Annotated in this window: 22 protein-coding genes; 20 read left to right on the top strand and 2 right to left on the bottom strand. The window is 64.8% G+C overall.

What is annotated here, in order from left to right:
* Window positions 1-88 precede the first annotated feature (88 nt).
* On the bottom strand, window positions 89-1,609 hold the full coding sequence (locus tag ACLQ7E_RS06865) for a LysM peptidoglycan-binding domain-containing protein (protein ID WP_411731826.1): 1,521 nt from the start codon (window positions 1,607-1,609) through the stop codon (window positions 89-91).
* 203 nt (window positions 1,610-1,812) lie between these two features.
* On the opposite strand from ACLQ7E_RS06865, the gene ACLQ7E_RS06870 reads away from it, so the two are divergent.
* Complete coding sequence (locus ACLQ7E_RS06870; protein WP_411731827.1) at window positions 1,813-2,166, top strand: Rv2175c family DNA-binding protein; 354 nt, start codon at window positions 1,813-1,815, stop codon at window positions 2,164-2,166.
* Between the two features lie 113 nt (window positions 2,167-2,279).
* Here the strand turns inward: ACLQ7E_RS06870 and ACLQ7E_RS06875 are convergent, their stop codons facing one another.
* Complete coding sequence (locus ACLQ7E_RS06875; protein WP_411731828.1) at window positions 2,280-3,386, bottom strand: polyprenyl synthetase family protein; 1,107 nt, start codon at window positions 3,384-3,386, stop codon at window positions 2,280-2,282.
* Between the two features lie 98 nt (window positions 3,387-3,484).
* Here ACLQ7E_RS06875 and dinB point away from each other — a divergent pair, with 98 nt between their 5' ends.
* The 19 genes from dinB to ACLQ7E_RS06970 all read left to right on the top strand — a co-directional run bounded on the left by dinB (window position 3,485) and on the right by ACLQ7E_RS06970 (window position 24,568).
* The gene (gene dinB / locus ACLQ7E_RS06880; protein WP_411731829.1) at window positions 3,485-4,687 is read left to right on the top strand and encodes a DNA polymerase IV; all 1,203 of its coding nucleotides are present in this window, start codon (window positions 3,485-3,487) and stop codon (window positions 4,685-4,687) included.
* 175 nt (window positions 4,688-4,862) lie between these two features.
* On the top strand, window positions 4,863-5,240 hold the full coding sequence (locus ACLQ7E_RS06885) for a DUF3040 domain-containing protein (RefSeq protein WP_411731830.1): 378 nt from the start codon (window positions 4,863-4,865) through the stop codon (window positions 5,238-5,240).
* A 593-nt stretch (window positions 5,241-5,833) separates the two neighbouring features.
* A complete protein-coding gene (gene mraZ / locus ACLQ7E_RS06890; protein WP_411731847.1) occupies window positions 5,834-6,262 on the top strand; it encodes a division/cell wall cluster transcriptional repressor MraZ in 429 nt (142 codons plus the stop codon).
* Window positions 6,263-6,434: 172 nt separating this feature from the next.
* On the top strand, window positions 6,435-7,430 hold the full coding sequence (gene rsmH / locus ACLQ7E_RS06895; RefSeq protein WP_411731831.1) for a 16S rRNA (cytosine(1402)-N(4))-methyltransferase RsmH: 996 nt from the start codon (window positions 6,435-6,437) through the stop codon (window positions 7,428-7,430).
* Between the two features lie 2 nt (window positions 7,431-7,432).
* Window positions 7,433-8,170, top strand: a complete 738-nt coding sequence (locus tag ACLQ7E_RS06900) for a hypothetical protein (protein ID WP_411731832.1) — start codon at window positions 7,433-7,435, stop codon at window positions 8,168-8,170.
* 75 nt (window positions 8,171-8,245) lie between these two features.
* Entirely contained in the window at window positions 8,246-10,078 is a 1,833-nt protein-coding gene (locus tag ACLQ7E_RS06905) for a peptidoglycan D,D-transpeptidase FtsI family protein (protein ID WP_411731833.1), read from the top strand.
* Entirely contained in the window at window positions 10,078-11,706 is a 1,629-nt protein-coding gene (locus tag ACLQ7E_RS06910) for a UDP-N-acetylmuramoyl-L-alanyl-D-glutamate--2,6-diaminopimelate ligase (RefSeq protein ID WP_411731834.1), read from the top strand. The genes ACLQ7E_RS06905 and ACLQ7E_RS06910 overlap by 1 nt, the downstream gene beginning before the upstream one ends.
* A gap of 13 nt (window positions 11,707-11,719) precedes the next feature.
* Complete coding sequence (locus ACLQ7E_RS06915; protein WP_411731835.1) at window positions 11,720-13,198, top strand: UDP-N-acetylmuramoyl-tripeptide--D-alanyl-D-alanine ligase; 1,479 nt, start codon at window positions 11,720-11,722, stop codon at window positions 13,196-13,198.
* Window positions 13,195-14,298: a phospho-N-acetylmuramoyl-pentapeptide-transferase gene (mraY, locus tag ACLQ7E_RS06920; protein ID WP_411731836.1), complete on the top strand. Its 1,104-nt coding sequence runs from the start codon at window positions 13,195-13,197 to the stop codon at window positions 14,296-14,298. The genes ACLQ7E_RS06915 and mraY overlap by 4 nt, the downstream gene beginning before the upstream one ends.
* Complete coding sequence (murD, locus tag ACLQ7E_RS06925; protein WP_411731837.1) at window positions 14,280-15,824, top strand: UDP-N-acetylmuramoyl-L-alanine--D-glutamate ligase; 1,545 nt, start codon at window positions 14,280-14,282, stop codon at window positions 15,822-15,824. Before mraY ends, murD begins: the two co-directional genes overlap by 19 nt.
* 9 nt (window positions 15,825-15,833) lie before the next feature.
* Entirely contained in the window at window positions 15,834-17,126 is a 1,293-nt protein-coding gene (gene ftsW / locus ACLQ7E_RS06930) for a putative lipid II flippase FtsW (protein ID WP_411731838.1), read from the top strand.
* Between the two features lie 45 nt (window positions 17,127-17,171).
* The gene (murG, locus tag ACLQ7E_RS06935; RefSeq protein ID WP_411731839.1) at window positions 17,172-18,302 is read left to right on the top strand and encodes an undecaprenyldiphospho-muramoylpentapeptide beta-N-acetylglucosaminyltransferase; all 1,131 of its coding nucleotides are present in this window, start codon (window positions 17,172-17,174) and stop codon (window positions 18,300-18,302) included.
* Between the two features lie 5 nt (window positions 18,303-18,307).
* A complete protein-coding gene (gene murC / locus ACLQ7E_RS06940) occupies window positions 18,308-19,708 on the top strand; it encodes a UDP-N-acetylmuramate--L-alanine ligase (protein WP_411731840.1) in 1,401 nt (466 codons plus the stop codon).
* Window positions 19,708-20,463 carry a cell division protein FtsQ/DivIB gene (locus tag ACLQ7E_RS06945; protein ID WP_411731841.1) on the top strand — a complete coding sequence of 252 codons (756 nt, stop codon included), beginning with the start codon at window positions 19,708-19,710 and terminating at the stop codon, window positions 20,461-20,463. Before murC ends, ACLQ7E_RS06945 begins: the two co-directional genes overlap by 1 nt.
* Window positions 20,464-20,662: 199 nt before the next feature.
* On the top strand, window positions 20,663-21,847 hold the full coding sequence (gene ftsZ, locus ACLQ7E_RS06950) for a cell division protein FtsZ (protein WP_411731842.1): 1,185 nt from the start codon (window positions 20,663-20,665) through the stop codon (window positions 21,845-21,847).
* A 36-nt stretch (window positions 21,848-21,883) separates the two neighbouring features.
* The gene (locus ACLQ7E_RS06955) at window positions 21,884-22,597 is read left to right on the top strand and encodes a polyphenol oxidase family protein (RefSeq protein WP_411731843.1); all 714 of its coding nucleotides are present in this window, start codon (window positions 21,884-21,886) and stop codon (window positions 22,595-22,597) included.
* A gap of 203 nt (window positions 22,598-22,800) precedes the next feature.
* Window positions 22,801-23,334, top strand: a complete 534-nt coding sequence (locus ACLQ7E_RS06960) for a cell division protein SepF (protein WP_411731844.1) — start codon at window positions 22,801-22,803, stop codon at window positions 23,332-23,334.
* 21 nt (window positions 23,335-23,355) lie between these two features.
* On the top strand, window positions 23,356-23,661 hold the full coding sequence (locus ACLQ7E_RS06965; RefSeq protein ID WP_411731845.1) for a YggT family protein: 306 nt from the start codon (window positions 23,356-23,358) through the stop codon (window positions 23,659-23,661).
* A gap of 214 nt (window positions 23,662-23,875) precedes the next feature.
* Window positions 23,876-24,568 (top strand): DivIVA domain-containing protein, encoded by a 693-nt coding sequence (locus ACLQ7E_RS06970; protein ID WP_411731846.1) that lies wholly within the window; start codon window positions 23,876-23,878, stop codon window positions 24,566-24,568.
* Window positions 24,569-24,699 lie beyond the last annotated feature (131 nt).

The following is a 24,699-nucleotide window of genomic DNA, read 5'->3' on the forward strand; positions in this document are numbered from 1 at the left end:
CCCTTCCCTCCTCCTAAAATATTATCCCTGGGGGGGCCGCCCCCCCCCCCCCCCCCCCCCCCCCACCCCTTCTAGGTGACCGGAAGGGCTAGTTGAACTTGCTCCGGTGGGCCATGATGCTGGCCACGTACTGCTTGGTGTCGGCGTACATGCCGTTGCGCTTCACGCCGGTGGCACCCTGGTAGTAGTAGGCGATGCCCAGCTCAACCGAAGGCGCGCTGCCCTGGTGCGAGCGGATGATGGCCACGCCTGCGGTGACGTTGTCCTGCGGGTCGAGCAGGTCGAGCTGGCGCCCGACCAGTCCCTCGGCCCATTCGCCGGCCGACGGGATGACCTGCATGACGCCCACGGCGTTTGCCGGGGAGACGGCGCTCATGTTGAAACCGGATTCCTGGAAGGCGTGGGCCATCGCCAGCGACGGGTCGACACCCATCTGGCGGGCCGTGCTTGCCACCATCGACTGCATGGCGGCACGGGAGGGCAGGTTCCGGGAGAGCAGTTCGCGCTTGTTGTCGTTCGCCGAACCCACCACGTCCGACTTGTAGGTGCGGCCCAGGAAGGAGTTGCCCACCAACGGCTTGGAGCTGGTGGGGTTGACGTCGGAGGACTGCGGGGCAGCGGATCCGCCGCCGTTGACCTTCAGCGTCCGGCCGATCTTCAGCACGGTCGAGTAGGTCAGGCCCGGGTTCAGGCGCAGGATGGTGTTCAGCGGGGTCCCGGTCTTCATGGCGATGTGTCCGAGCGTGTCGCCGGACACCACCTTGTAGCTGGAGCCGCCGGACTGGGCCTTGGGTGCGGACGGGGCCGCGGACTTGGACGACGAGGAAGAAGACGAGCCGCTGATCTTCAACTTCTCGCCGGGACGGATGATGTCGCCGTTTGACAAGTTGTTCAGCTTCATGAAGGCGGAAACCGACATGTTGTGCCGGATGGCGATCATCGAGGGGCTGTCGCCGGACTTGACCGTGTAGGTGCCCTGCGAGCCGCCGGAGTTGGAGGACGGGGAGGACTTTGCCGCGCCGGCGGAGCCGAAGCGGAGCGTCTGGTTGACGTAAATGGTGTCGCCGGACGGGTTGCCCGCGGCGGTGCGCACGGCTGCCAGGGAAACGCCCAGCTTCTTGGCAATCGAGCCCATGACATCGCCCTGGACGACCTTGTAGGTCTGTGCCTTGGCCGAGGAGCCATCGTTGCCCGACGAGGCCTTGGGGGATGCCTGGGTCGAGGAGTTGCCGCCGAGGCGCAGCACCTGTCCGGGCTTGATCAGGTCGGAGGAGAGCTTGTTGAACTTCTTCAGGTCGCCCACCGAGACGCCGGTACGGGCGGAAATGTGCGAAAGGGTGTCGTTTTTCTTGACCGTGGCGGTTCCACCCTTCTTGGCCAGGGGAACGATGGAGCCCGGAACGTGTGATGCGACCAAATGAGCGCTGATCCGTGCCTCGGCCGCCTTCACCATCGCCGGTGTCGCGACCTTCGGCTGTAGGGCATCACGGGTGGGCAGCGGTGCCGCCTCGGCCGGGATTGCTAGGGAACCAAGGACTACCGCCGGGATTGCTGCCGTGGCGACGGCACTGCCAATGGCTCTGACGCGATTGTTATGTGCAAGGGACATGGAGCGATCCTTTGGGTTGGGGCAAGGACGAATCGTTCGGTCGCAATTGAACGCACACGGGTGTGGCCCATGTGGGTCTTGTGACTCATGTTGCGGTTGTGACTATTGTGAATTTACACCACGGAGTGAAGATTGTGAAAGATCCCACCACGAAATCATTCATTTGGCTCCAGAATGACCCGCAAATGTGGCACGCTGGAAGGGTGAGCAATCTTGAGAATCTTGTGGCCGAATGGCTGCCCCTGCCCGATCTGGCCGAAGCGCTGAACGTCTCCATCAAAAGAGTCCATAGCCTGATCGATGAGCGGGCAATCATTGCCGTGCGCGTGGGGGCACGAAACATCCGCAGCGTGCCCGCCGCCTTCCTGCTTGACGGGGCGATCGTCGACAGCCTCAAGGGCACGATCTCGGTGCTCAAGGATTCGGGTTACGAAGACGATGAGCTGCTCGTGTGGCTCTTCACCCCGGACGAATCCCTGAATGGGACCCCCATGGATGCCCTGCGCGCCGGACGCAAGACGGAGATCCGTCGCCGCGCCCAGTCGCTGAGCTGGTAGCCAGCAACGTAATTTTTGGTGTTTGGCCAAGCCGCCGACACCGCACCCCAAATGCGATGGTCCCCTCCCGAGAAACCGGGAGGGGACCATCGCATTTTGTTTTTCGGGACCCGCTAGGAGGTGCGGCGAATAGCCGCCAGGCCCAGGGTCCGAAGTCCGTGGCGTGCCAGGGGCGTGACGGTGAGGACCTCCAGTGCGGAAAGTCCCTGCTCTGAAAGCTCGGCAATCGACGCCTCGGTGGCGGCCAGCGCCCCGCAGGAATCCAGGAGGGCGCTCATGCGCATGACCTCGTCGTCCTGCAGGTCGTCTGCCCCCAGCCGCGACTGGATGAACGCCTGGTCCACTTCCGAGGCCAAGGTCAGCGCGTGGGCAATGATCTCGGTGCGCTTGCCCTCGCGCAGGTCATCACCCGCGGGCTTGCCGGTGATCGCCGGATCGCCGAAGACGCCCAGGACATCGTCGCGCAGCTGGAAGGCTTCGCCCAGGGGCAGCGCAAACCGGGAGTACTGCTCCAAGAGATCCGCGGGGGCGCCGGCCAACGCGCCGCCAAGCAGCGTCGGGTTCTCCACGGAGTACTTCGCGGACTTGTACCGCACGATGGTCCGCGCCCGCTTGACGGCTTCGGCGGGCCCGTAGGAGGGGCCGGCGGATTCCTCCAGGACATCAAGGTATTGTCCCGCCATCACCTGGGCACGCATGCGGTCAAAGATCGTCCGTGCCTCGGGAACCACGGGGCTGATGGTGGCGAACAGCTGCTCGCTGAGCGACAGGCACAGGTCCCCGGCCAGGATCGAGGCGGCCTCGCCGAAGCGCGAAGCATCGCGGTGCCACCCCGAGGCGCGGTGCATGGACTCGAAGCGTCGGTGCATGCTGGGCTGGCCCCGGCGCGTGTCAGAGCGGTCAATGAGGTCGTCGTGGATCAACGCGGCGGCCTGGAACAGCTCGATGGCCGCCCCGGCCTGCACGATGTCGGCGGCCTGGGCGTCGCCGCCCGCCCCCAGGTATCCCCAGAAGGCAAAGAGCGGACGCAGGCGCTTTCCGCCGCGCGTCAGGTCATCGATGGCGGTGACGATTTCCGCGGCCGCCGGGGCAATGTCGGAGATAACTTCATGTTGTTCTGCAAGGAAGGTCGAGAGCGACGTCTCGAGCCGTTCCGAGAAGCCTGCGGAAAGTTCCCGTGCCTGTTCGGGGTCGGAGGTGTCCGCAGCATAAAGTGTCATGATTCCCATCCATAGTTCGCGCAGCGTGGTGTCCCCTTAACTCTAGCCGGGCCGCCGCCGCACATCGGATTGTCAGACCCGTTGGCTAGACTTCATCCATGGTTCAGGGCAAGGCGCGCGCAATACTGCATGTCGACATGGATGCCTTTTTCGTGTCGGTGGAGCTGTTGACCCGGCCCGAGCTGGTGGGGCGGCAGGTGATTGTCGGGTTTCCGGGGGAGCGGTCCGTCGTGCTTTCGGCGTCCTATGAATGCCGGGCCCTGGGCGTCAAATCGGCCATGCCGATGTCAGTGGCCATGAGGATGGCACCGCACGCCGTCGTCATCAAGCCGACCCATTCGCTGTATTCGTCGTATTCCGTGCGGATCATGGAGATCTTCCACCAAATCACCCCGTTGGTGGAGCAATTGAGCGTCGACGAGGCCTTTCTCGATGTGACAGGCAGCATCCGGCGCCTTGGCCCACCCGAGGCAATCGGCCAAATGATCCGTGGACGGCTGCGCAATGAGCTGGGACTGCCCGCGAGTGTTGGCCTTGCCGCCTCGAAGTTCGTAGCCAAGGTCGCCTCCACGGGCGCAAAGCCCGACGGCATGTTGGTGATCCGGCCCGACCAGACCCTGTCCTATTTGCATACCCTTCCCGTGGGGGCCTTGTGGGGAGTGGGCGCCAAGACCGCCGCCGTGCTGCGCGAAATGGGCATCACCACCGTTGCCCAATTGGCACAGACTCCGCAGGACACACTCAGCAGGAGGCTGGGAGCCACCGGAGTCCACCTTCACAACCTGGCCTGGGGACTCGACGACCGCTCGGTGGAGACCGAACGCGAGGAAAAAAGCATCGGGGCGGAGGAAACCTTCGCCATAGATCTGTGGGATGAAGCGGTATTGCGCCGCGAGATACTGCATCTCGGGCATCGCGTGGCCGCTCGACTGCGCGATGCCGAGAAGGTGGCCGGGGTGGTGGCACTGAAACTGCGCTACAGCGACTTCTCCACGCTCTCCCGCAGCCGTACGCTTCCTGTGCCCAGCAACGCCGCCGGGGACCTCGTGGCAGCTGCAGAGGGCCTGCTGGAAAAGCTCGGCAACCGACCCCAAGCGGTGCGACTGGTGGGGATCCGTGCGGAGAAGCTGGGCAATGCCGGGGGCGGGATGCAATTGAGCATTGACCCGCGCGATGACAACTGGCGGCAGGCCGAGGCAACCATGGATTTGATCCGGTCCCGGTTCCCCGCGGGGGCACTTCGCCCGGCATCCTTGCTTGACCATGGGCAAAATGAGAAAAAATCTGAGCGAACATCTTGACACATTCGCGAAGAGTCCACTCAGAGTTGAATCCTGACTACCTCATTAGCGAGTTTCGGGACTATTCTGGAAGTGGATGTAAGCCAGTCGCATCGGCCGGGAACATTGCCAAGGCGTTCAACGTTCAAGTAGGTAAAGGCGAGAGCCGGGACCGTGAAGTGAAAGGGAAGAGACGATGCCACTTTCCGAGCATGAGCAACGTCTTCTGGAGCAGCTGGAAAAGCAGCTTCATGAGGATCACCGCTTCGCCTCGACGATGAAATCTGCGTCGACGGCGGGGAACTATTCAACGCGCAACCTAGCATTGGGTGCGTTGATCGGCATCGTTGGGCTTGGTGTGCTGATCTATGGCGTTTCGAGCCAACTGATCATCGTTGGCGTTCTGGGCTTCATCGTCATGTTTGGCGGCGTATACCTGGCTCTCTCGCGCAAGGGCGGCACCAAGAAGAACGGCGCCCCGGGCGCCACGAAAAATCCCCAGAAGCCCGGATTCATGAGTGATCTCGAAAACAAGTGGGAACAGCGCAAGCGTGACGAGCACGGTTCATCCTAGACCTCGTTGACTAATTCTCCGGAGCTTTGACGCTCCACCACAACTGTTCGGCCAAGGCTCCGCAATTTGCGCGGGGCCTTGGCCTTTTTAATGGCCGGCGATTCCAGACCCAGGAGTGCCGCTCCATCGTGGAGTGCCGAGGGGACAGCGCCGCCCGGAACAAGAGATGCAGCTCGCTGTGTGGGGCGCGAAAGCCGGCGACGCGCCGAGTATGACCAATCGGCGCAAATTTTATTTCCGGACGCTTGCGCTCACTCCGGAGCCGCCGCCCGGTTTTCCTCCACTTTGCCCCACATACACCTTCCCGTTCCCTCCGCCTCCGGCCCTGTTGGGCTGAAGTTCCTTGTGAATCCGGGTATTTCCGGAATCGGCAATGTGGCGCCCGTCACCCCGAGTTTTCTGGGAGTTTGATTTGAATAAGAACCCCTCCACTTGGCCCCACCGCCGGAATGCCGCGGAAAATCAACAGTTTTCGTTCTATTTTCATGCCAAAATGCCGAATCGGTCGTTGACAGTGGAGGGTTGTGGAGTAAAGTGGAGCGAAATAGAGGGGAATGGAGCAAGTTGCTTCTTTCAACCGGGAGGCGGTCTGTGTGTTCCTTGGAACGTATACACCGCGCCTGGACGAGAAGGGGCGATTAATCCTCCCGGCCAAGTATCGCGATGAATTAGCCAATGGTTTAGTTCTGACTCGTGGCCAGGAACGCTGCATCTACGTCTTTAGCCAGCGTGAATTTGAGAAGCAGCATGAGCAAATGAGCCAAGCTCCGATCTCGTCACGCCAAGCCAGGGACTATGCACGTGTTTTTCTCTCAGGTGCTTCGGATGAATTGCCGGACAAGCAGGGACGGGTCACCATTCCGTCAATGCTTCGTTCATATGCGGGGCTGGACCGTGAGGTCACAGTGATCGGCGCGGGCAACCGGGTCGAGATTTGGGATTCCACCGCGTGGAATTCCTACCTCGAACAGCAGGAGAACGTGTTCTCCGAAACGGATGACGAAGTACTTCCGGGTTTCTAGCCACCACACGGTGACTGAAAGCCGGCAAGTGGCTTGGATGAGATCTCCAGCCGCCCGTACAACGCGCATCCTGACTCCACTTCCCCGGAGTCAGGCTGGGCGGCAGCGGGTCGGAGGGGGATCTGATCCCAGCCAAAACCTGAAGCACAACGCCCACGCGAAAGGGGGAGCGGTGAATTTAGACGGAGCCGCAGAGCGACCCGCCTCGGAACGCCATGTTCCAGTACTGCTCGATCGATGCGTAGGGCTCTTGGAGCCAGGGATTGAAGCCGGCATTGCCGCCCGCGGCCGTGCCGTGGTCGTGGATTGCACCTTGGGCATGGGTGGCCACTCGGAGGCCCTTCTGCAGCGGTTCCCGGATATCCACCTGATCGGGCTTGACCGTGACGAACAGGCCTTGGACTTGGCCGGCGCGCGTCTGGAACCCTTTGCAAATCGCACGGACCTTGTTCATGCCATCTACGACGAGATCGCCGATGTTGTTGCCGATCTTGGGTTTGACGGGATTGACGGCGTGCTCTTCGACCTCGGGGTCTCTTCCCTGCAGCTGGACGAACGAGAGCGCGGCTTCGCCTATTCCTACGACGCGCCGCTGGACATGCGCATGGACACCTCGCGTGGCCCAACCGCCGCCGACATCGTGAACGAATACAGCGAAGCGGAATTGGTGCGCATCATCCGGGCCTGGGGCGAGGAAAAGTTCGCCGGACGCATCGCCTCGGCGATCGTCGAGACCCGCAAGGTGAAACCCTTCAGCACCACGGAGGAGCTGGTGACAGCCATCCGCTCGGTCGTGCCGGCCGCGGCCGCCCGCACCGGGGGCCATCCTGCCAAGCGAACCTTCCAGGCGCTTCGAATCGAAGTCAACGAGGAACTCGACGTGCTGGAGCGGGCCATTCCGGCAGCCATGAATGCCCTGCATGTCGGGGGACGGGTTGTGGTGATGAGTTACCACTCTCTGGAGGACAAGATCACCAAGCGGCACTTTGCCTCCGGATCCAAATCCTCCGCACCGGCGGGTTTCCCCGTCGAGCTGGAAGAACACAAGGCGCAATTCAAGGTCCTCACCCGAGGAACCGAGAAGCCCACCGACCAAGAAATCGCAGAAAACTCACGTGCAGCCTCAGCCAAGCTGCGAGCCGTGGAACGCATCCTGAAGAGGAGCTGAATATGAGCAACCGGACACCCAGCCGCGTACGTTCTCGCGTAAGTGAGCTTCCCGCCACCCAGGGTGCCAATGCGCTCAGCCATGCCCCGCAGCCGATACCGGCCACGCGCCCCCAGGAACCTGCAGCCAGGCGCCGCACGACGCTCTCGGTGGTTCCGGCCCTCGATGCAAAACGACGGGTCCCGTTCATTGTCTCGATCTTCGGCCTGGTCATTGCCTCGGTGGTTGCCGTGCTGCTGATCAACGTGTACATCGCCAACGGCCAATACACGGCAGTTGATCTGCGCGGGCAGGAACGCACCCTGTCGCAGGAAAACGAGGCATTGCGCCAGGAAGCCCTGTATCTGGGTGCACCCCAGGTGGTCGCTAAGAAGGCGGCCGACTTGGGCATGGTCAAGCCCGGCGCGCCCGCGGCCATCAACCTGGAAACCGGAAAAATCGCCGGAACCGCAACCGCCGCCGAGAAGCCGGTCAGCGACGCTGCTTCGAAGGGCCTCGCACTCAAGGCACCCGTGAAGCCCGAGGCTCCGGTCGCGGCGAAGGCCCCGGCCCAAACCTCCGAACCGGTGACTGCGGCAGTGGCACCCGAGGCCCCCGCGGACAACTGGGACGCACCGAAAACCACGGTTTCCGATGCCGATGCCCCCGAGCCAACCGACGGAGCCCGCCCGAGCTTTTCCAAGACCGAGCTCAACGGCGGAACCATTCCCGCGCCGAGCCTGAAGACCCCGGGACAATAGGGGTACCTTGGATCCCGGGCCTTCCCGGGCCACGACAAGCACCACCACGCCCACCCGGTATGAGCTGAGGACCGAATGCCCAAGAAATCCCCAACCAACGCCGGAACCACCCATCCGCGCCTGCGCATGGTCGTGGTATTCGCCTTGGTGCTGCTCCTGCTCATTGGCGGACGCCTGTTCTTCGTCCAGTCGCTCAACGCCAAGGCCGTGGCGGCGGACGCGGTCAAGAACCGCACCCGAGTCCAGGAAACCCAGCCCAAGCGCGGACAGATCCTCGATACCAGGGGCACGATCCTGGCAACCAGCGTCGATCGCTATGACCTGGTCATCGACCAGCGCAAGGTCGATGCGGAGAAGTCGATTGTGCGCAACAAGCCGTCCGGCGGCGCCACGCGTGAAACGGTCAGCATCGAACAAGCCGTGGGGGAGCTGGCCGGAATCCTCGACCAGGACGTCAACACTGTGCGCACCGCAATCGTCGGCGATCCCGGGGCCAAGAAAAACGCCTACTCGGTAGTGGCCAAGGGCGTGACCCCCGAAGTGCGCAACGCGGTCATGGAACTTCGCATCCCCACGCTGACCGGTCAGCTTCGCAGCGAACGGCAGTACCCCAACGGGGTTGTCGCCGGGCCCCTGCTGGGTTTCGTGAAGAATTCCGAGGACCAGCAATCCCACAACGGTGCCGAAGGCCTGGAACTGAGCCAAAACGATCGCCTGAAGGGGACTGCCGGAACCCGCACCTACGAGATCGGTGCCGACGGCGTGCGGATCCCCGTGGCGGAAATGACCGAGGTGCCGGCGGTTGACGGCCAGGACATCAAGCTCACCATCGACGGCGACATCAATTTCATCGCCCAGGAAGAGGCCCTGAAGAAGCAGGAGCAGTTCAACGCGGATTGGGTCTCAGTGGTCGTCACCGAGGTGAAGACCGGACGGATCATTGCCATCGGGGACTCAAACCAAATGGACCCCAACGATCCCAGCGCCACCGAGGCGCGCTTCCGCACCTCGGCCTCGATCACCCAGGCCTTTGAACCGGGTTCCACCGGAAAGGTGCCGACCTTTGCTGCGGCACTCGAGGAAGGCGTCATCGAGCCCACCGATGCCTTCAAGGTGCCCAACGCCTACACGATCAACAAGGAAACCATCAACGACTCGTTGAAGCATTCGACCTATGACATGACCGCCGCGGGCATCTTCGCCAGGTCCTACAACACCGGCACGGTCATGATCGGCAACAAGATGAGCAACGAGACGCGCTACAAGTACATGCAAAAGCTCGGCCTGGGAAAGGCCATCGACATCGGTCTTTCCGGGGCCAGCCAGGGCATCCTGGCGGAGCCCCAGGACTGGGAGCGGCGCCAGCAGTACGCGACCATGTTCGGCCAGGCCTACACCCAGACCGCGTTGCACACCGCGCAGATTACCCAGACGATTGCCAACGGCGGGGTCCGCATCTACCCGACGCTGATCGATTCCTTCATCAACCCCGACGGCACCATCGTGAAGCCCGCCGCGCCCAAGAGCGAGAGGGTGGTCTCGGCGAAGACCTCCAAGGAGATGCTCCGGATGATGGAGACTGTGGTCCTGCAGGGCACCGGCACTAAGATGGCTGTGTCAGGTTACCGCGTCGGCGGCAAATCGGGCACCGGCCAGGCGGCCGGCCCCAACGGCGGATACGACGGGTACACCAACTCGTTTGCCGGCGTGGCCCCGCTGGACGACCCCCAGATTGCCGTCGTGGTCACCATGTACCGGCCGAAGGGCGACTGGAAGTCATGGTCGGTCGGCGACACCTTTAGCGAAGTCATGAGCAAGACCCTTAACGCCTACAACGTTGCGCCGAGCAATTCGAAGCCCAACGGCTACGACGTGTTCATCGGATCCGAACAAAAGAAATCCTGGTAATGCCTGAAGCCCTCACCCCCCGCGCGGCGGAAGCCCTGCTGCGTCCATTGGACAAAAGCACCACGACGTTGACCGCAATGCTCGAATACCTGCATGAAACAGGGCGTGGTGCGAACATCATCGGAGACGGCGGGGCGATGGTCACCGGGATCTGCCTGGACTCGCGCGCTGTCCAGCCCGGGGACCTGTATGTCGCCGCGCCCGGCGCCCGGTTCCACGGGGCGCAATTTGCCCAGGCCGCCGTCCAGGCCGGCGCCGCCGCCATCCTGACCGACATCGAAGGCGAGGCCGCCGCCTCGGGCCTCGGCCTGCCCGTGCTGCTGGTGGACCAGGTGCGCGAGGTCGTCGGAGACCTCTCCGCCCTGGTCTACGGAACCGACGAGGCATGTCCCGAGCTCTTCGGGCTCACCGGAACCAACGGCAAGACCACCACCAGCTACATGATTCGCTCGGTGCTGCGGGCCCTGGGGCGCGAAACCGGCCTGGTGGGAACCATCGAGATCGCCGCCGGCGATACGCCGATCCCCAGCATCCTCACCACGCCGGAGGCACCCCAGCTCCATGGCCTGATGGCCCGCATGCGGGAACTCGGCGTCGATGCGGCAACCATGGAAGTTTCCTCCCACTCCCTGTCCTACCGGCGGGTTGACGGCCTGCGTTTTGCCGTTTCCGGATTCACCAACCTCACCCAGGACCACCTGGACCTGCATGGCTCGATGCAGGAGTATTTCGAGACCAAGGCCCTGCTCTTTGACCTTGAACGCAGCGACCGCGCCGTGGTCACCGTCGATGACAGCTGGGGCCGGAAGATGGCGGCGCAGGCCACGGCCGAGGTCTGGACCCTGTCCACCGACCCTGCGGCTGCCGACGCCGACTGGGTCATCGACAACGTTCTCCCGGCCGGGCTGGGCCACAGCTTCCGGCTGCGCGGCCCCGGGGAGACCGTCCTTGAGGCGACCACGGGGCTGCCCGGGGACTTCAACGTCTCCAACGCGGCCCTGGCGGTCCTGATGGTCCTGGCATCCGGGGTCGACCCGGCCATGCTGCAGGAGGCCCTGGACCGGGCCAATCCGCTGACGGTCGAGGTGCCCGGCCGCATGCAGGTCATCGCCGAGGCCCCGGCGTCCATCGTCGACTTCGCCCACAACCCCGACGCGCTGGCCCGGGCCCTGGCCTCGGTGCGCTCGGCGGAGCCCGGATCCCGCGTGATCGTGGTCTTCGGGGCGACCGGTGAACGCGACGCGACCAAGCGCCCGATCATGGGTGCCGTGGCTGCCAGACACGCAGACGTGGTCATTGTCACTGATGACGACCCGCACTCCGAGGACCCCGCACCCATCCGGGCCGCGGTGGCCGCCGGGGCGCATGCGGAAATCCAGGCACACGGCCTGCAGACCGAGGTCCGCGAGATCCATCCGCGTGCCGCGGCAATTGCGGCGGCAGTAGCCATGGCGGGGGAACGGGACACGATCCTGGTGGCCGGACGCGGCCACGAGGTCTTCCAGGAGGTCATGGGCGTGAACCTGGAACTCGACGACCGCGAGGAACTGCGCCGGGCATTGCTGGCCCACGGCTTCAGCCCGCTGTCGGCAGCTTCCGATTCCTTCGATCCCACGGATGAAGGGTAAAGTCCTAGTTGCCATGATTGATCTTCTTTCCGCCGAAATCGCCGAAATCACCGGCGGGCGACTCACCTCAACGGCTAGCGCCGACACACCTATCCGCGGAGTCGACACCGACTCGCGCAGCTGCGAAGCCGGCTGGCTCTTTGTAGCCAAGCCGGGGGAGTCCTCCGACGGGCACCACTTCGTTGATGCTGCCCTGGGCCGGGGGGCCGTGCTGGCCTTGGCCGAGCGCGAAACCCATGCCGAGGACGGCACCGTGCATCCGGCGATCATCGTCCCGGACGCAGTCCTTGCCATGGGAAAGATCGCCGCCGCCATCGTCGCCCGCCTCAAGGCAGCCAACGGGCTGCGGGTCGTGGGCATAACCGGTTCGGCAGGCAAGACCACCACCAAGGACCTGTTGGCCGCGCTGCTGGCGAACCTGGGCCCGACCGTCGCACCGGTGGGGTCCTACAACGGCGAGGTCGGCGTCCCGCTGACCGTCTTCCGCGCCACCGCCGAAACCAAGTACCTGGTCGTGGAAATGGGTGCCACCGGCATCGGCCACATCGCCTACCTCACCAACATGGTCCACCCCGAGGTCGGGGTCGTCCTGGGCGTCGGCTCGGCCCACGCCGGGGAATTCGGCGGCATCGAGAACATCGCCAAGGCCAAGGGCGAGATGGTCGAGTCCCTTCCCGCAACCGGGCTTGCGGTGCTGAACAACGACGACAACCTCGTGGCCGCCATGCGCACCCGCACCGTGGCCCCGGTCATGGACTTCGGCGTGCAGCGCACCGCCGCTAACACCGCGCCCGGCGTCTGGGCCCGCGACCTGGACGTCGATGCCAACGGACACCCCGTCTTCACCCTGGTGGCAGCCGATTCCTCGGCCCACCCTCTCACCTCCGGGCTCATCGGACGCCACCACGTGGCCAACATCCTGGCCGCCGCCGCCGTGGCCGAATACCTGGGCCTGGCACCGGCGAAGATCGCCGCGACACTGCAGGGCCTGGGCCCGAGCAGCCGCTGGCGGATGGAACGCATCGAACGGGCCGACGGGGTGAGCATCATCAACGACGCCTACAACGCCAACCCGGATTCGATGCGGGCCGCGCTTCGCACCCTGGCCGAACTCGGCCTGCCCGACGCGCAGGGCAATGCCCGGCGCACCTGGGCCGTGCTGGGAGAAATGCTCGAGCTCGGCGAGGATTCGCGCCACGAACACGACATGTTGGGCCGCATCGCGGTGCGCATGAACATCAAGAAACTGCTCGTCGTGGGACGCGGGGCCAAGCTGGCCTACAACTCCGCGGTGCTCGAGGGCAGCTGGGGCGACGAGGCGTACTACGCCGAGGACGCCACGGCAGCCGCCCGGATCCTGGACGAGAACCTGCTTCCCGGGGACATCGTGCTTTTCAAGTCTTCCAACGGCTCGGGGCTGCGGCACCTGGGTGACCAAATTGCCGAAACTACCAGCGGTGCTTCCGCCGCAAAGGAGGGCTCGGCGCAGTGATTGCTCTAATCATAGGATCCGGCATTGCCTTGATCTTCACGATGGTCACCATGCCATTGTTTATCCGCATGCTCACCCGAAGGCAATACGGCCAGGTGGTCCGCGACGACGGACCCACCTCCCACGCCACCAAGTCGGGCACCCCCACCATGGGCGGGGTCATCATCATTGCCGCGGTCATCCTCAGCTACTTCATCACCCACGGGCTGCTGGCCCTGATGGGCAGGCCCTCCGCGGGGGTGACTGCCAGCGGACTGCTGGTCCTGCTGCTCTTCGCCGGCATGGGCGTGGTCGGGTTCCTGGACGACTTCATCAAGATCGCCAAGAAGCGCTCGCTGGGCCTGCGGGCCTGGGAAAAGATCGTGCTGCAGGCGGCGGTCGGCATCGGCTTCGCCGTGCTGGCCCTGAACTTCCCCAACGCTGCGGGGCTGACCCCGGCCTCGACGGCGATTTCCTTCCTGCGCGACACCAACATCGACCTGGCCGTCGCCGGCCCGGTGTTCGGGCTGATCCTCTTCGTGCTCTGGAGCAACCTGATCGTCACCGCCACCACCAACGGCGTGAACCTCACCGACGGCCTCGACGGCCTGGCCACCGGTGCTTCCATCATGGTCTTCGGTGCCTACACCATCATCGGGATCTGGCAGCAGAACCAGGCCTGCGGGCTCAATGTGGCCTCCAACGTCTGCTACACCGTCCGGGACCCGATGGATCTGGCGCTGCTTGGCGCGATCCTCTGCGGCGCCCTGATCGGCTTCCTGTGGTGGAACGCCAAGCCGGCAAAGATCTTCATGGGCGACACCGGGTCGCTGGCCATCGGCGGCGCCATTGCCGCCTTCGCCATCCTCTCCCGCACGCAGATCCTGCTGCTGGTGCTTGCAGGGCTCTTCGTCATCATCGCGCTCTCGGTGATCATCCAGGTCGGCTTCTTCAAGCTCTCCGGCGGCAAGCGCGTCTTCAAGATGGCGCCGCTGCAGCACCACTTCGAACTCTCCGGCTGGGCCGAGGAGAACGTGGTGGTCAGGTTCTGGATCCTCGGCGGGCTCTTCGTGGCCGCCGGACTGGGCATCTTCTACTCCGAATGGGTCGTGGCACTGTGACACGCGCCAACCTGGAAAACCTCGTCCGCTGGGAATCCGACTGGGCGAACCTGCGGGTCGTCGTGGCGGGCCTGGGCCTGTCCGGCTTCTCCGCCGCCGACACCCTGATCGAACTCGGCGCCAAGGTTCTCGTCATCGACGGCGCCGACACCGAGGTCAACCGCTCGCGGGCCGACACCCTGAAGATCGTCGGCGCCACCGACGTGCTCCTGGGCGCCGGGCACACCGACGCGCTGCCGCTGATCGACGGCGAACTACCCCAGCTGGTCATTGCCTCGCCGGGCTGGAACCCGCGCCAGCCGATGCTCGCCGCCGCGGCCGAGGCCGGGATCGAGATCTGGGGAGACGTGGAGCTGGCCTGGCGGGTGCGCGAGAAGGAAGGGCGCAAGCTCGCCGAATGGGTCGTCATCACCGGCACCAACGGCAAGACCACCACGGTGGGCATGACCGAGTCGATCCTCAAGGCCGCCGGCCTGCGCGCCATCGCCGCGGGCAACGTCGGCACCCCCATCCTGGACGCGATCCGCGACCCCGAGGGCTTCGACGTGATCGCCGTGGAACTTTCCTCCTTCCAGCTGCACTTCACGCACAGTATTTCCCCGCTGGCCTCCGTGGTGCTGAACATCGCCGAGGACCACGTGGACTGGCACGGCGGGTTTGAGAACTACAAGGCCGACAAGGCCAAGATCTACGAGCGCACCCGCGTCGCGGCCATCTACAACGCCGACGAGCCCGTCGTGGAGGCCATGGTCGAAAACGCCGACGTCGTCGAGGGCTGCCGCGCCATCGGCTTCACCACCGGCGTCCCGTCGCTGAGCATGGTCGGGGTCGTCGAGAACCTCCTGGTGGACCGCGCCTTCATCGAGGACCGCAGGAACTCCGCCGCCGAACTCATCGCCCTGGATGAGATCGGCGAGGTCGTGCCTAGGCACACGGCCGCCAACGCGGCCGCCGCCGCGGCACTGGCCCGCGCCTACGGCGTTGAACCCGCGGCCGTGGCCGCAGGCCTGGCCAACTTCGATTCCGGCGACCACCGCATCCAGGCCGTGGCCCGCCGCGACGACGTGCTGTGGATCAACGACTCCAAGGCCACCAACCCCCATGCCGCCGGCGCCTCGCTGGGCGCGTTTTCCTCGGTCGTGTGGATCGCCGGAGGGCTTTCCAAGGGCGTGGAATACGACGAATTGGTATCGGCCCATGCCAAACGGCTCAAGGCCGTCGTGGTCATCGGCACCGACACCGCCAGGCTGCTGCAGGCCCTTGAACGACACGCACCAAAGGTGCCGGTGATCATGGCTGCCGTGCGCGAAACTGGTGTGCAGGGCGGTGCCGGATCCAACGGAGCGGCCACCGGCTGGGCGGTGATGGCGCAGGCCGTCAAGGCGGCCGCCGACATCGCCGAGGCCGGGGACACCGTGCTGATGGCACCGGCAGCGGCATCAATGGACCAATTTTCCTCATACGCACAACGCGGCAATGCCTTCATTGACGCGGTCCGTGCGCTCATGGGGGACGACCCCAGGTAAGGAGCAGTCGTGAGCGGCACATCCCGCGCCCCACGGGGCAGGAGCGCCAAGGCCGGCACCCCGGGCCCCAAGCGCGGCCGGGGTCGGGAACCGCGCGGACTGTCGAAGTGGTTCACCCGCATCGAGGACCCCTCGCTGCGCGGCGCCCAGATCAACTACTACGTCGTGCTGGGCACCACGCTGGCGTTGACGTTCATGGGCCTGATCATGGTGCTCTCGTCCTCCTCGGTGGAGGCCATCGCGCGTAACCAATCGGCCTTCGAGGCCTTCTTCAAGCAATCGCTGTGGGCGCTGGTCGGCGTTGTGTGCCTGGCGGGCATGCAGCTGATCCCCCTGCCGACCCTGAAGAAGCTGGCCTGGCCTGCCCTGGGGGTCGCCGGGCTGTTGCTGCTGCTGGTGCTGTTCATCGGCAAGGAAATCTACGGCAACAAGAACTGGATCTTCATCGGCCCGTTCTCGATCCAGCCCTCCGAGTTCGCCAAGGTCGCCCTGGCCCTGTGGGGCGCCTGGGTGGTCGAGCGCAAGGCCAAGCTGATGGACCAGTGGAAGCACGCGGTTGTCCCGTTGCTGGCGCCCTTCGGGCTGCTGATCGTCGGCCTGGTCCTGCTGGGCCGCGACCTGGGCACCGCCCTGATCCTGCTGTTGATCCTCGCCGTGGTGATGTTCGTGGGAGGCGCCAAGGCCAAGCTCTTTGGCATCGCGGCATTGATGGGCATTGTCGGGATCTTGGGGATGGTGCTGCTTGCCCCCAACCGCATGGGCCGGATCCTTGCCTGGCTGCACATTGCCTGCGGCGACGGCCCCCAGGACTATTGCTACCAGTCCGAGCAGGGGCTCTTCGCCCTGGCCTCCGGGGGTTGGTTCGGCGTCGGCCTGGGCCAGTCGCGGCAGAAGTGGTCGCACATCCCCGAGGCCCAGAATGACTTCATCTTCGCCGTCCTCGGCGAGGAAATGGGCCTGCTGGGCACCATCTTCGTGGTCGTGCTCTACGGGATGCTGGCGGTGGCCATGTACCGCATCGCGGTGCGCACCGGGACCATCTTCGGGCGCGTGGCCATCAGCGGGATCATGGCCTGGGTCATTGGCCAGGCCTTCATCAACATCGGCATGGTCACCGGCCTGCTGCCGGTCATCGGCGTCCCGCTGCCCTTCATCTCCTCCGGCGGCTCGGCACTGCTTGCCGCATTCCTGGGCATCGGGGTGGTACTGTCCTTTGCCCGGGAACAACGCGTTAGACTGCAACCGGCCGGAACCCCGCGCGGCCTGGCTGCCCTTTTTGCGAAGCGCCGTGCGGCCAAGTAGACCGCCTGAAACCCCCGATCCCTCGAAAGTAGTACACCAATCCCCATGACTGAGCCACTACGCGTGGTGATCGCCGGCGGCGGAACGGCCGGACACATCACCCCCATGATTGCCATCGCCGATGCCCTGCGCGCCGCCGAGCCGAACACGCAGATCACCGCGGTGGGAACCGCCAGCGGCCTGGAGACCAGGCTGGTGCCCGAGGCAGGGTACGAGCTGCGCACCATCGCCAAGGTCCCGATGCCACGCCGCCCCTCGATGGACCTGCTCAAGCTGCCCTTCAGGTTCAACGCGGCGATCAAGGCCGCCGGGGCGATCCTGGACGACACGGGCGCCCAGGCCGTGCTCGGGGTCGGCGGCTACGTGTGCACCCCGGTGTACCTGGCGGCCAGGAAGCGCAAGCTGCCGATCTTCGTCCACGAGGCCAACGCCCGCGCCGGTCTGGCCAACAAGGTCGGCGCCCGGTACGCGACAGGAGTCGGGGCCGCCTTCAGCGGCACCGGCCTGCCCGGGGCGAAGGTGGTCGGCATGCCGATGCGCGGATTCGTGGCCACCATGGACCGGGCGGCACAGCGCGAACCGGCCCGCCGGGCCCTGGGCTTCGCAGACGGCGCCCCGGCGCTGGTGGTCACGGGCGGCTCCTCCGGGGCCGCCTCCATCAACGCGACCATCGCCGCGGGCCTGGCGGACCTGGCCGATGCAGGGGTGCAGGTGTTGCACATCACCGGGCGCGACAAGGCGGTGAACGATGCCGAGGGCAACCCGCTGGCCGCCCCGGGCTACCGGCAGGTCGAATACGTGGACTCCATGGACCAGGCCTACGCGGCGGCCGACCTCATGGTCGCCCGCTCCGGGGCCGGGACGGTGTGCGAACTAGCTGTCGCCGGCACACCCTCGGTGCTCGTCCCGCTGCCCATCGGCAACGGCGAGCAGCGCCTGAACGCCGCCGACCTCGTCGCCGCCGGCGGCGCCATGCTGGTGGACGACGCCGACTTCACCACCGACTACCTGGCCAAGACCCTCCTGCCGCTGCTGAAAGACCCGCAGGCGCTCACCGCCATGGGCGCAGCCGCCAAGGCGCAGGGGCGCACCGACGCGGCGGCGGTCATGGCCTCCATGATCCGCGAAGCGCTTGGCCTTCGAACACCTCCACAGACCACCAACACGGGAAGCTAAGGGACATGCAGGAACAACACACACTAGCGACGCTGGGCAACGTCCACCTGCTGGGCATCGGCGGGGTGGGGGTCTCGGCGGTTGCCAGGCTCATGCTGGCCCGCGGCCTGAACGTCTCGGGAACCGACGCCAAGGACCTTCCGGTGCTCGATGACCTGCGCGAGGCAGGCGCCCGCATCAACGTGGGCTACGCCGCCTCCAACCTCGGGGACGCCGACACCGTGGTCATCTCCTCGATCATCAAGGACGGCAACCCGGAATACGACGAGGCCGTGGCCCGCGGGCTGCGCATCCTGCACCGCTCCGAGGGGCTTGCCGCCACCATGGAGGGCCACCGGGTCATCACCGTCGCCGGGACCCACGGAAAGACCACCACGACCTCGCTGATCGCCTTTATGCTGCGCGAGGCCGGGATCTCCCCGACCTTCGCCATCGGTGCGAACATCGCCTCCCTGGGCGTGAACGCCGAATACGGGGAAGGCAGGGTGTTCGTGGCCGAGGCCGATGAATCCGACGCCTCGTTCCTGAACTACGCCCCCGATGTCGCGGTGATCACCAACGTCGAGGCCGACCACCTTGACCACTACGGCAGCGTCGAGGCCGTGCACCGGGCGTTCTACGACTTCGCCTCGCTGCTTCCGGATTCCGGCCTGCTGATCTGCTGCGCCGACGATCCGGGCTCGCTGGCCCTGGCCGTGCGGATGCGCCGCGAGCGCCCCCAGCTGCGCGTGCAGACCTACGGCTTCGCCGAGGACGCGGACCGCAGGCTGAGCGACGCGAAGCCGGTCGGACTGCGTTTTGCCTGCACCCTGGAATGGGGGAGCGGGGAAACGGCGGAACTGGAACTTGCGGTACCGGGAAACCACAACCTGCTCAATGCCGCGGCCGCCTTTGCCGTGGGCCTGGATTGCGGACTGGAGCCCGAGGCCGCGGTGGCGGGCCTTGGCGCCTTCACCGGTGCCGCGCGCCGCTTCGACTTCCGCGGCGAGGCAGGGGGAGTGCGGGTCTTCGACGACTACGCCCACCACCCCACCGAGGTGACTGCAGCGCTGCGCGCAGCCCGCGCGGTCGCCGGCGACGGGGCGGTGCACGTCCTGTTCCAGCCGCACCTCTTTTCCCGCACCAAGGAATTCCACCGCGAGTTCGCCGCGGCGCTCTCGCTGGCCGATTCCGCGCACGTGTTGGAGATCTACCCGGCACGGGAAACCCCGATTCCAGGGGTGACCAGCGAATTGCTGACCCGTGAGCTGAACACCGCAGGCGGGTTGGTGTCCATGGCACGGGCCGCCGAGGTCGTTGCCGCCCTGGCCAGCCCCGGAGACGTGATCATGACGATCGGTGCCGGGGATGTCACGGAACAGGCCGGGGCCATCGTGGCCGCGCTGGAAAAACGTCTGGGCAGCTGATGGCGGGCAAGGCCGGGTACGGGCAGGGCCCGAACAATGTCCTGGACCTGCCGCAGGATCCCGGGGTGCGCGCCAAGCGGCGCTGGATCATCGGCGGCTCGGTGGTCGCCGGGCTGGTGGTCGTGCTGGTGCTGGTGCTGACGTTTTCGCCGATCCTGGCGATCAAGTCGGTCACGGTCTCGGGCAATTCGCTGGTCAGCGACAAGACGATCCAGCAGGCCCTCGAGCCGCTTCACGGCGTCCCGCTCTCGCGGGTGGGGACCGGACGCGTCATGGAGCTGCTGGCCGGGCAGCCTGCGGTGAAGGACGCGATCGTCCAGGCCGAGGCACCGAACACGCTGCAGGTCCAGATCGTCGAATTCGTCCCGGTGGCGGTGTTGCTGGAGGGGAAGAAACGCTCCTTGGTTGGCCCCGAGGGACAGCTGCTGGCCTCGCTGAAAGCCAAGGACAAACCGAAGCTTCCAACGATCCGTTCCTCGAAAGTGACCAAGGACCCCAAGGTGTTTTCGATGCTCACCCGGGTTCTCTCAGAACTACCGGATAAGCTATTGGCGAACGTGGATCACGCGACGGCCACCAGCAAGGACTTTGTCGAGCTCAAGCTCAACGACGGACAACTGGTGATTTGGGGCAACGACCAGGATTCGGCGCTCAAGACCCAGGTCCTTGAGGTCCTTTTGGGGGCCCCGAAGGACAAGAAGGCACCCATCAAGGTGTACGACATTTCCAGCCCGCAGCACCCGGTGGCCCGGTAACGGACCTCCACGGGCCCAAATACAAGAAAAATCAACGACTTAGGGGCGACACGCGGCCTTGGTCGTTGCATGTACGAACTACGAAACATAGCGTTTTCATAGCGGTTGCTTGACATAACTATAACCTTCGAGTTGAGGGTTAACGTTGGTCCGGTTGAGCTTCCTCGGTCAGCAGCACATCGAACAAGGGAATCAGGACGTGGCAGCTCCACAGAACTACCTCGCCGTCATCAAGGTCGTCGGCATCGGCGGTGGTGGCGTCAACGCCGTCAACCGCATGATCGAAGTTGGCCTGCGAGGCGTCGAATTTATTGCAATCAACACGGATGCGCAGGCATTGCTCATGAGCGATGCCGACGTCAAGCTCGATGTGGGACGCGAACTTACCCGTGGGCTGGGTGCCGGTGCCAACCCCGATGTGGGACGCCAGGCAGCCGAGGACCACGCGGAGGAAATTGAGGAAGTGCTGCGCGGGGCCGACATGGTCTTCGTGACCGCCGGTGAAGGCGGTGGCACCGGAACCGGTGGCGCGCCGGTTATCGCCCGCATTGCCCGTGGGCTCGGTGCGCTGACCATTGGCGTGGTCACCCGTCCGTTCACCTTCGAAGGCCGCCGCCGCGCCACCAGCGCCGACAACGGCATCGAGGCACTTCGCGACGAGGTCGACACGCTCATCGTCATCCCGAACGACCGCTTGCTCTCGATCTCCGACCGCAACGTCTCGGTCCTTGACGCTTTCCGCCAGGCGGACCAGGTACTGCTCTCGGGCGTCCAGGGCATCACCGACCTGATCACCACCCCGGGTCTGATCAACCTCGACTTCGCGGACGTCAAGTCCGTGATGCAGGGTGCCGGTTCGGCGCTCATGGGCATCGGTTCGGCGCGCGGCGAGGATCGTGCGGTCAAGGCCGCCGAGCTCGCCATCGCCTCGCCGCTGCTCGAGGCCTCCATCGACGGCGCCCACGGCGTCCTGCTGTCCATCCAGGGCGGCTCGGACCTCGGCCTGTTCGAGATCAACGAGGCTGCACGCCTCGTCCAGGAAGTTGCCCACCCGGAAGCCAACATCATCTTCGGTGCCGTCATTGACGACGCCCTGGGCGACGAGGCCCGCGTGACGGTCATCGCGGCCGGCTTCGACCAGGTCGATGCCACCAGCGCGCCGCAGACCCTGCAGCCTGCTGTCCGCAACGCCCCCGCAGCCCCGGCTGCGGCACCCGCCGCTCCCGCGGCAGCACCGGCCTCGCCGCAGGCGGCCCCCCGCCGCGAAGAGGCCCACTCAGCGGTGGCAACCGCCGAACAGGGCTTCGAGGAACTTCCTGCAATCGTCGAGCCGGACCTCTCGGCCACCAACGACGACCTGGACGTCCCGGACTTCCTGAAGTAAACGGGAACACAGGCAGAAGGGAACCTTCCAAGCCCCATGTTGCGATACCAATCAGTGCTCGCCCCCGGCGTGCACATTGCATTCACATCCACGGCCGAAGGAAACCTTGCTTTCCACGTTCCGGATGATCGCGACGCCGTGCTGCTGCGGCGTCGCGATCTGGAACGCGGCCTGGGGCTGGGGGAGAAGCGGTTCAGCTACATGGACCAGATCCACTCGGCCACGGTGCTTGACGTGGACGGGCCGCCGGAGGATTCCGGCATCCCCACATGCGACGGACTGGTTTCGGCGGGCGCGGGGCAACCGCTGGCCGTCATGGTCGCCGATTGCGTGCCGGTCGTCCTGGTGGGGGCTTCCGCGCAGGGACCCGTCACCGCTGTTGCGCACGCGGGACGCCGCGGGTTGCTCGACGGAATCCTGACCGAAACGGTTCAACGCATGCGTTCGGCCGGTGCGGCGAGCTTCGAGGCCTGGATCGGGCCGGCTATTTGCGGAAGCTGTTACGAGGTTCCCGCGGACATGGCCGCGGAGGCAGAAGCGCTGCGTCCCGGGGTCGGTTCCACCACCCGCCAGGGCACCGCGGGACTCGATTTGCCGCGAGCCGCGGCGTCCGAACTTCACGAGCTGGGCGTATCCGTCACCGAGTCCAGGACCTGCACCCTGGAGGACGCCAACTACTTTTCCTACCGCCGCGACCCGCGCACCGGCCGGCTGGCCGGCTTGGTGTGGCAGGCCGCGGGCCAGACGTAGGCCGGCGCCGATCCCGGTTGCCGGGTCTGACCGTCCACCATCCCGGAACGGGACCCGCGGCGCGCCGAACGACACAGGGCGACACACCGACCGAATCGCACCGATGTCCTCCGGCACCGCCAAATGGTGCTGTAGCGTCGAGTTAGCGGAGAGATTTGCGGTTCGGTAGACCGCCGACCGCGCACGATCAAAAGGAGAAGACCATGGCTGGCGCATTGCGCAAGACAATGATCTACCTGGGACTCGCCGAAGGTGACGAGAACTTCGAGGCCGAGAAGCACGACATTGAAGCGCGTGAAGAAGTGCGCGTCGTCGAGCCGGTCCGCGAAGAGCCGGTTGCCGCACAGCCTGCTCCGGTAGCACAAGTGGCATCCCGCCCTGTCATCGAAAACGAATACCGGGCTCCGGTAACACCCATCAAGCGCGCACCTTCAGCACGGGACGAGGACTCTTCATTGCGTCAAATCACCACCGTTCATCCACGTTCTTACAATGACGCGAAAATCATTGGCGAGAACTTCCGTGATGGCATCCCAGTCATCATGAACGTCACGGACATGGGCGAAGCGGACGCCAAGCGTCTGGTTGATTTCTCCGCGGGATTGGCTTTTGCCCTGCACGGCAGCATCGAGCGGGTCACCAACAAGGTTTTCCTGCTGTCGCCTTCCACGGTTGAGGTCCTGGGTGAGGACAAGAAACAGTCCGAAGACCAGGCAACCTTCTTCAACCAGAGCTAAGTCAAAGGGTTCGAAGGCATAGTGGAGCTTATTTTCGCGCTACTTTACGTGGTGCTGACGGTACTGCAAATCATGTTGTTGCTGCGCATAGTGCTCGATGTCACGGAGTCCTTTGCGCGCTCCTGGCGTCCGAAGGGTATGGCCCTGGTCGCGGTCTCATTGATTGCGAAGACCACGGATCCACCGATGCGCTGGTTGCGTTCGCGCATAAAACCGCTGGATCTCGGTGGAATCCGATTGGATCTGGCGTTCATAATTTTGTTCTTCGCCGTCATAGTGCTCAAGATTGTTGTCAACAATTTGGGCGTTTCAGCGGCGCAGGGATAGGCCTTGCAAGAGGCCTGAATTACGGTGCGACAAGGGTCAAGTCGATGAATTTTTGGAAAGAAAGTTCGTTTCCTTTAGCCTTTACCGGCCCAGTCGTTATAGTGTTGTCACATTAGGCGCAACGACTGCACCGGGTTGCGCACCAATAAACGGTAAGTGTACTCGGGCCGCACTTCAGCGGTTCGAGGAGAGAACCAAGTATCGAGGTGACCAGATGGCTCTCACGCCAGAAGATGTAGTCAACAAGCGATTTCAGCCGACGAAGTTTCGTGAAGGCTACGATCAGGATGAGGTTGACGATTTCCTAGACGAAATCGTTGTCGAGCTACGTCGTCTGACGCAGGAGAATGACGAACTGCGTCGCCGCCTGTCGGAAGCCGGCATCAGCGAAGGCGAACAGTCCGTACCAGCCCCTGTGGCAGCAGCCCCTGCAGCCAAGCCGGCCGAGGCGGAAAAGCCCAAGGATGCCAAGGCGCCCGAGGTCAAGAAGGACGAGACCAAGGCTCCCGAAGCTCCCAAGGCAGCCGAGCCGGCCAAGGTCGTTGCAGCGGCCCCGGCCGCAGCAACGGCAGCTCCGGCCTCCACGGCCGAATCTGCCGCCGGCGTCCTTGCAATGGCCCAGCGCTTGCACGACGAATACGTCTCCGCAGGTGTTGAACAGCGTGACAAGATCATCGCCGAGGCCCAGGTCGAGGCAAACAGCCTCGTTTCCGAGGCCGAGGAGAAGAGCCGCAAGACCCTTTCGGCCCTGGAACAGCAGAAGACTGTTCTGGAGCGCAAGGTCGAGCAGCTGCGCGGCTTCGAGCGCGACTACCGTGCCCGCCTGAAGACCTACATCGAGGGTCAGCTGCGCGATCTGGAAGCCAAGGGTTCCATGGATACGGCAGAGGCCAAGGAAAACAGCTAATCTGCTTCACCACTTGCCTCACATATTGATGGCTTAAGATTGTTGGCGGTCGGGTTAACGACCGCCAACAATGCGTTAAAAGACAAGATTGAAAAAAGCTCCATACCACCGGCGCCAGAAAGTGCCGCCAC

The sequence above is a fragment of the Paeniglutamicibacter sp. genome, assembly GCF_046714615.1.
GTDB lineage: Bacteria > Actinomycetota > Actinomycetes > Actinomycetales > Micrococcaceae > Paeniglutamicibacter.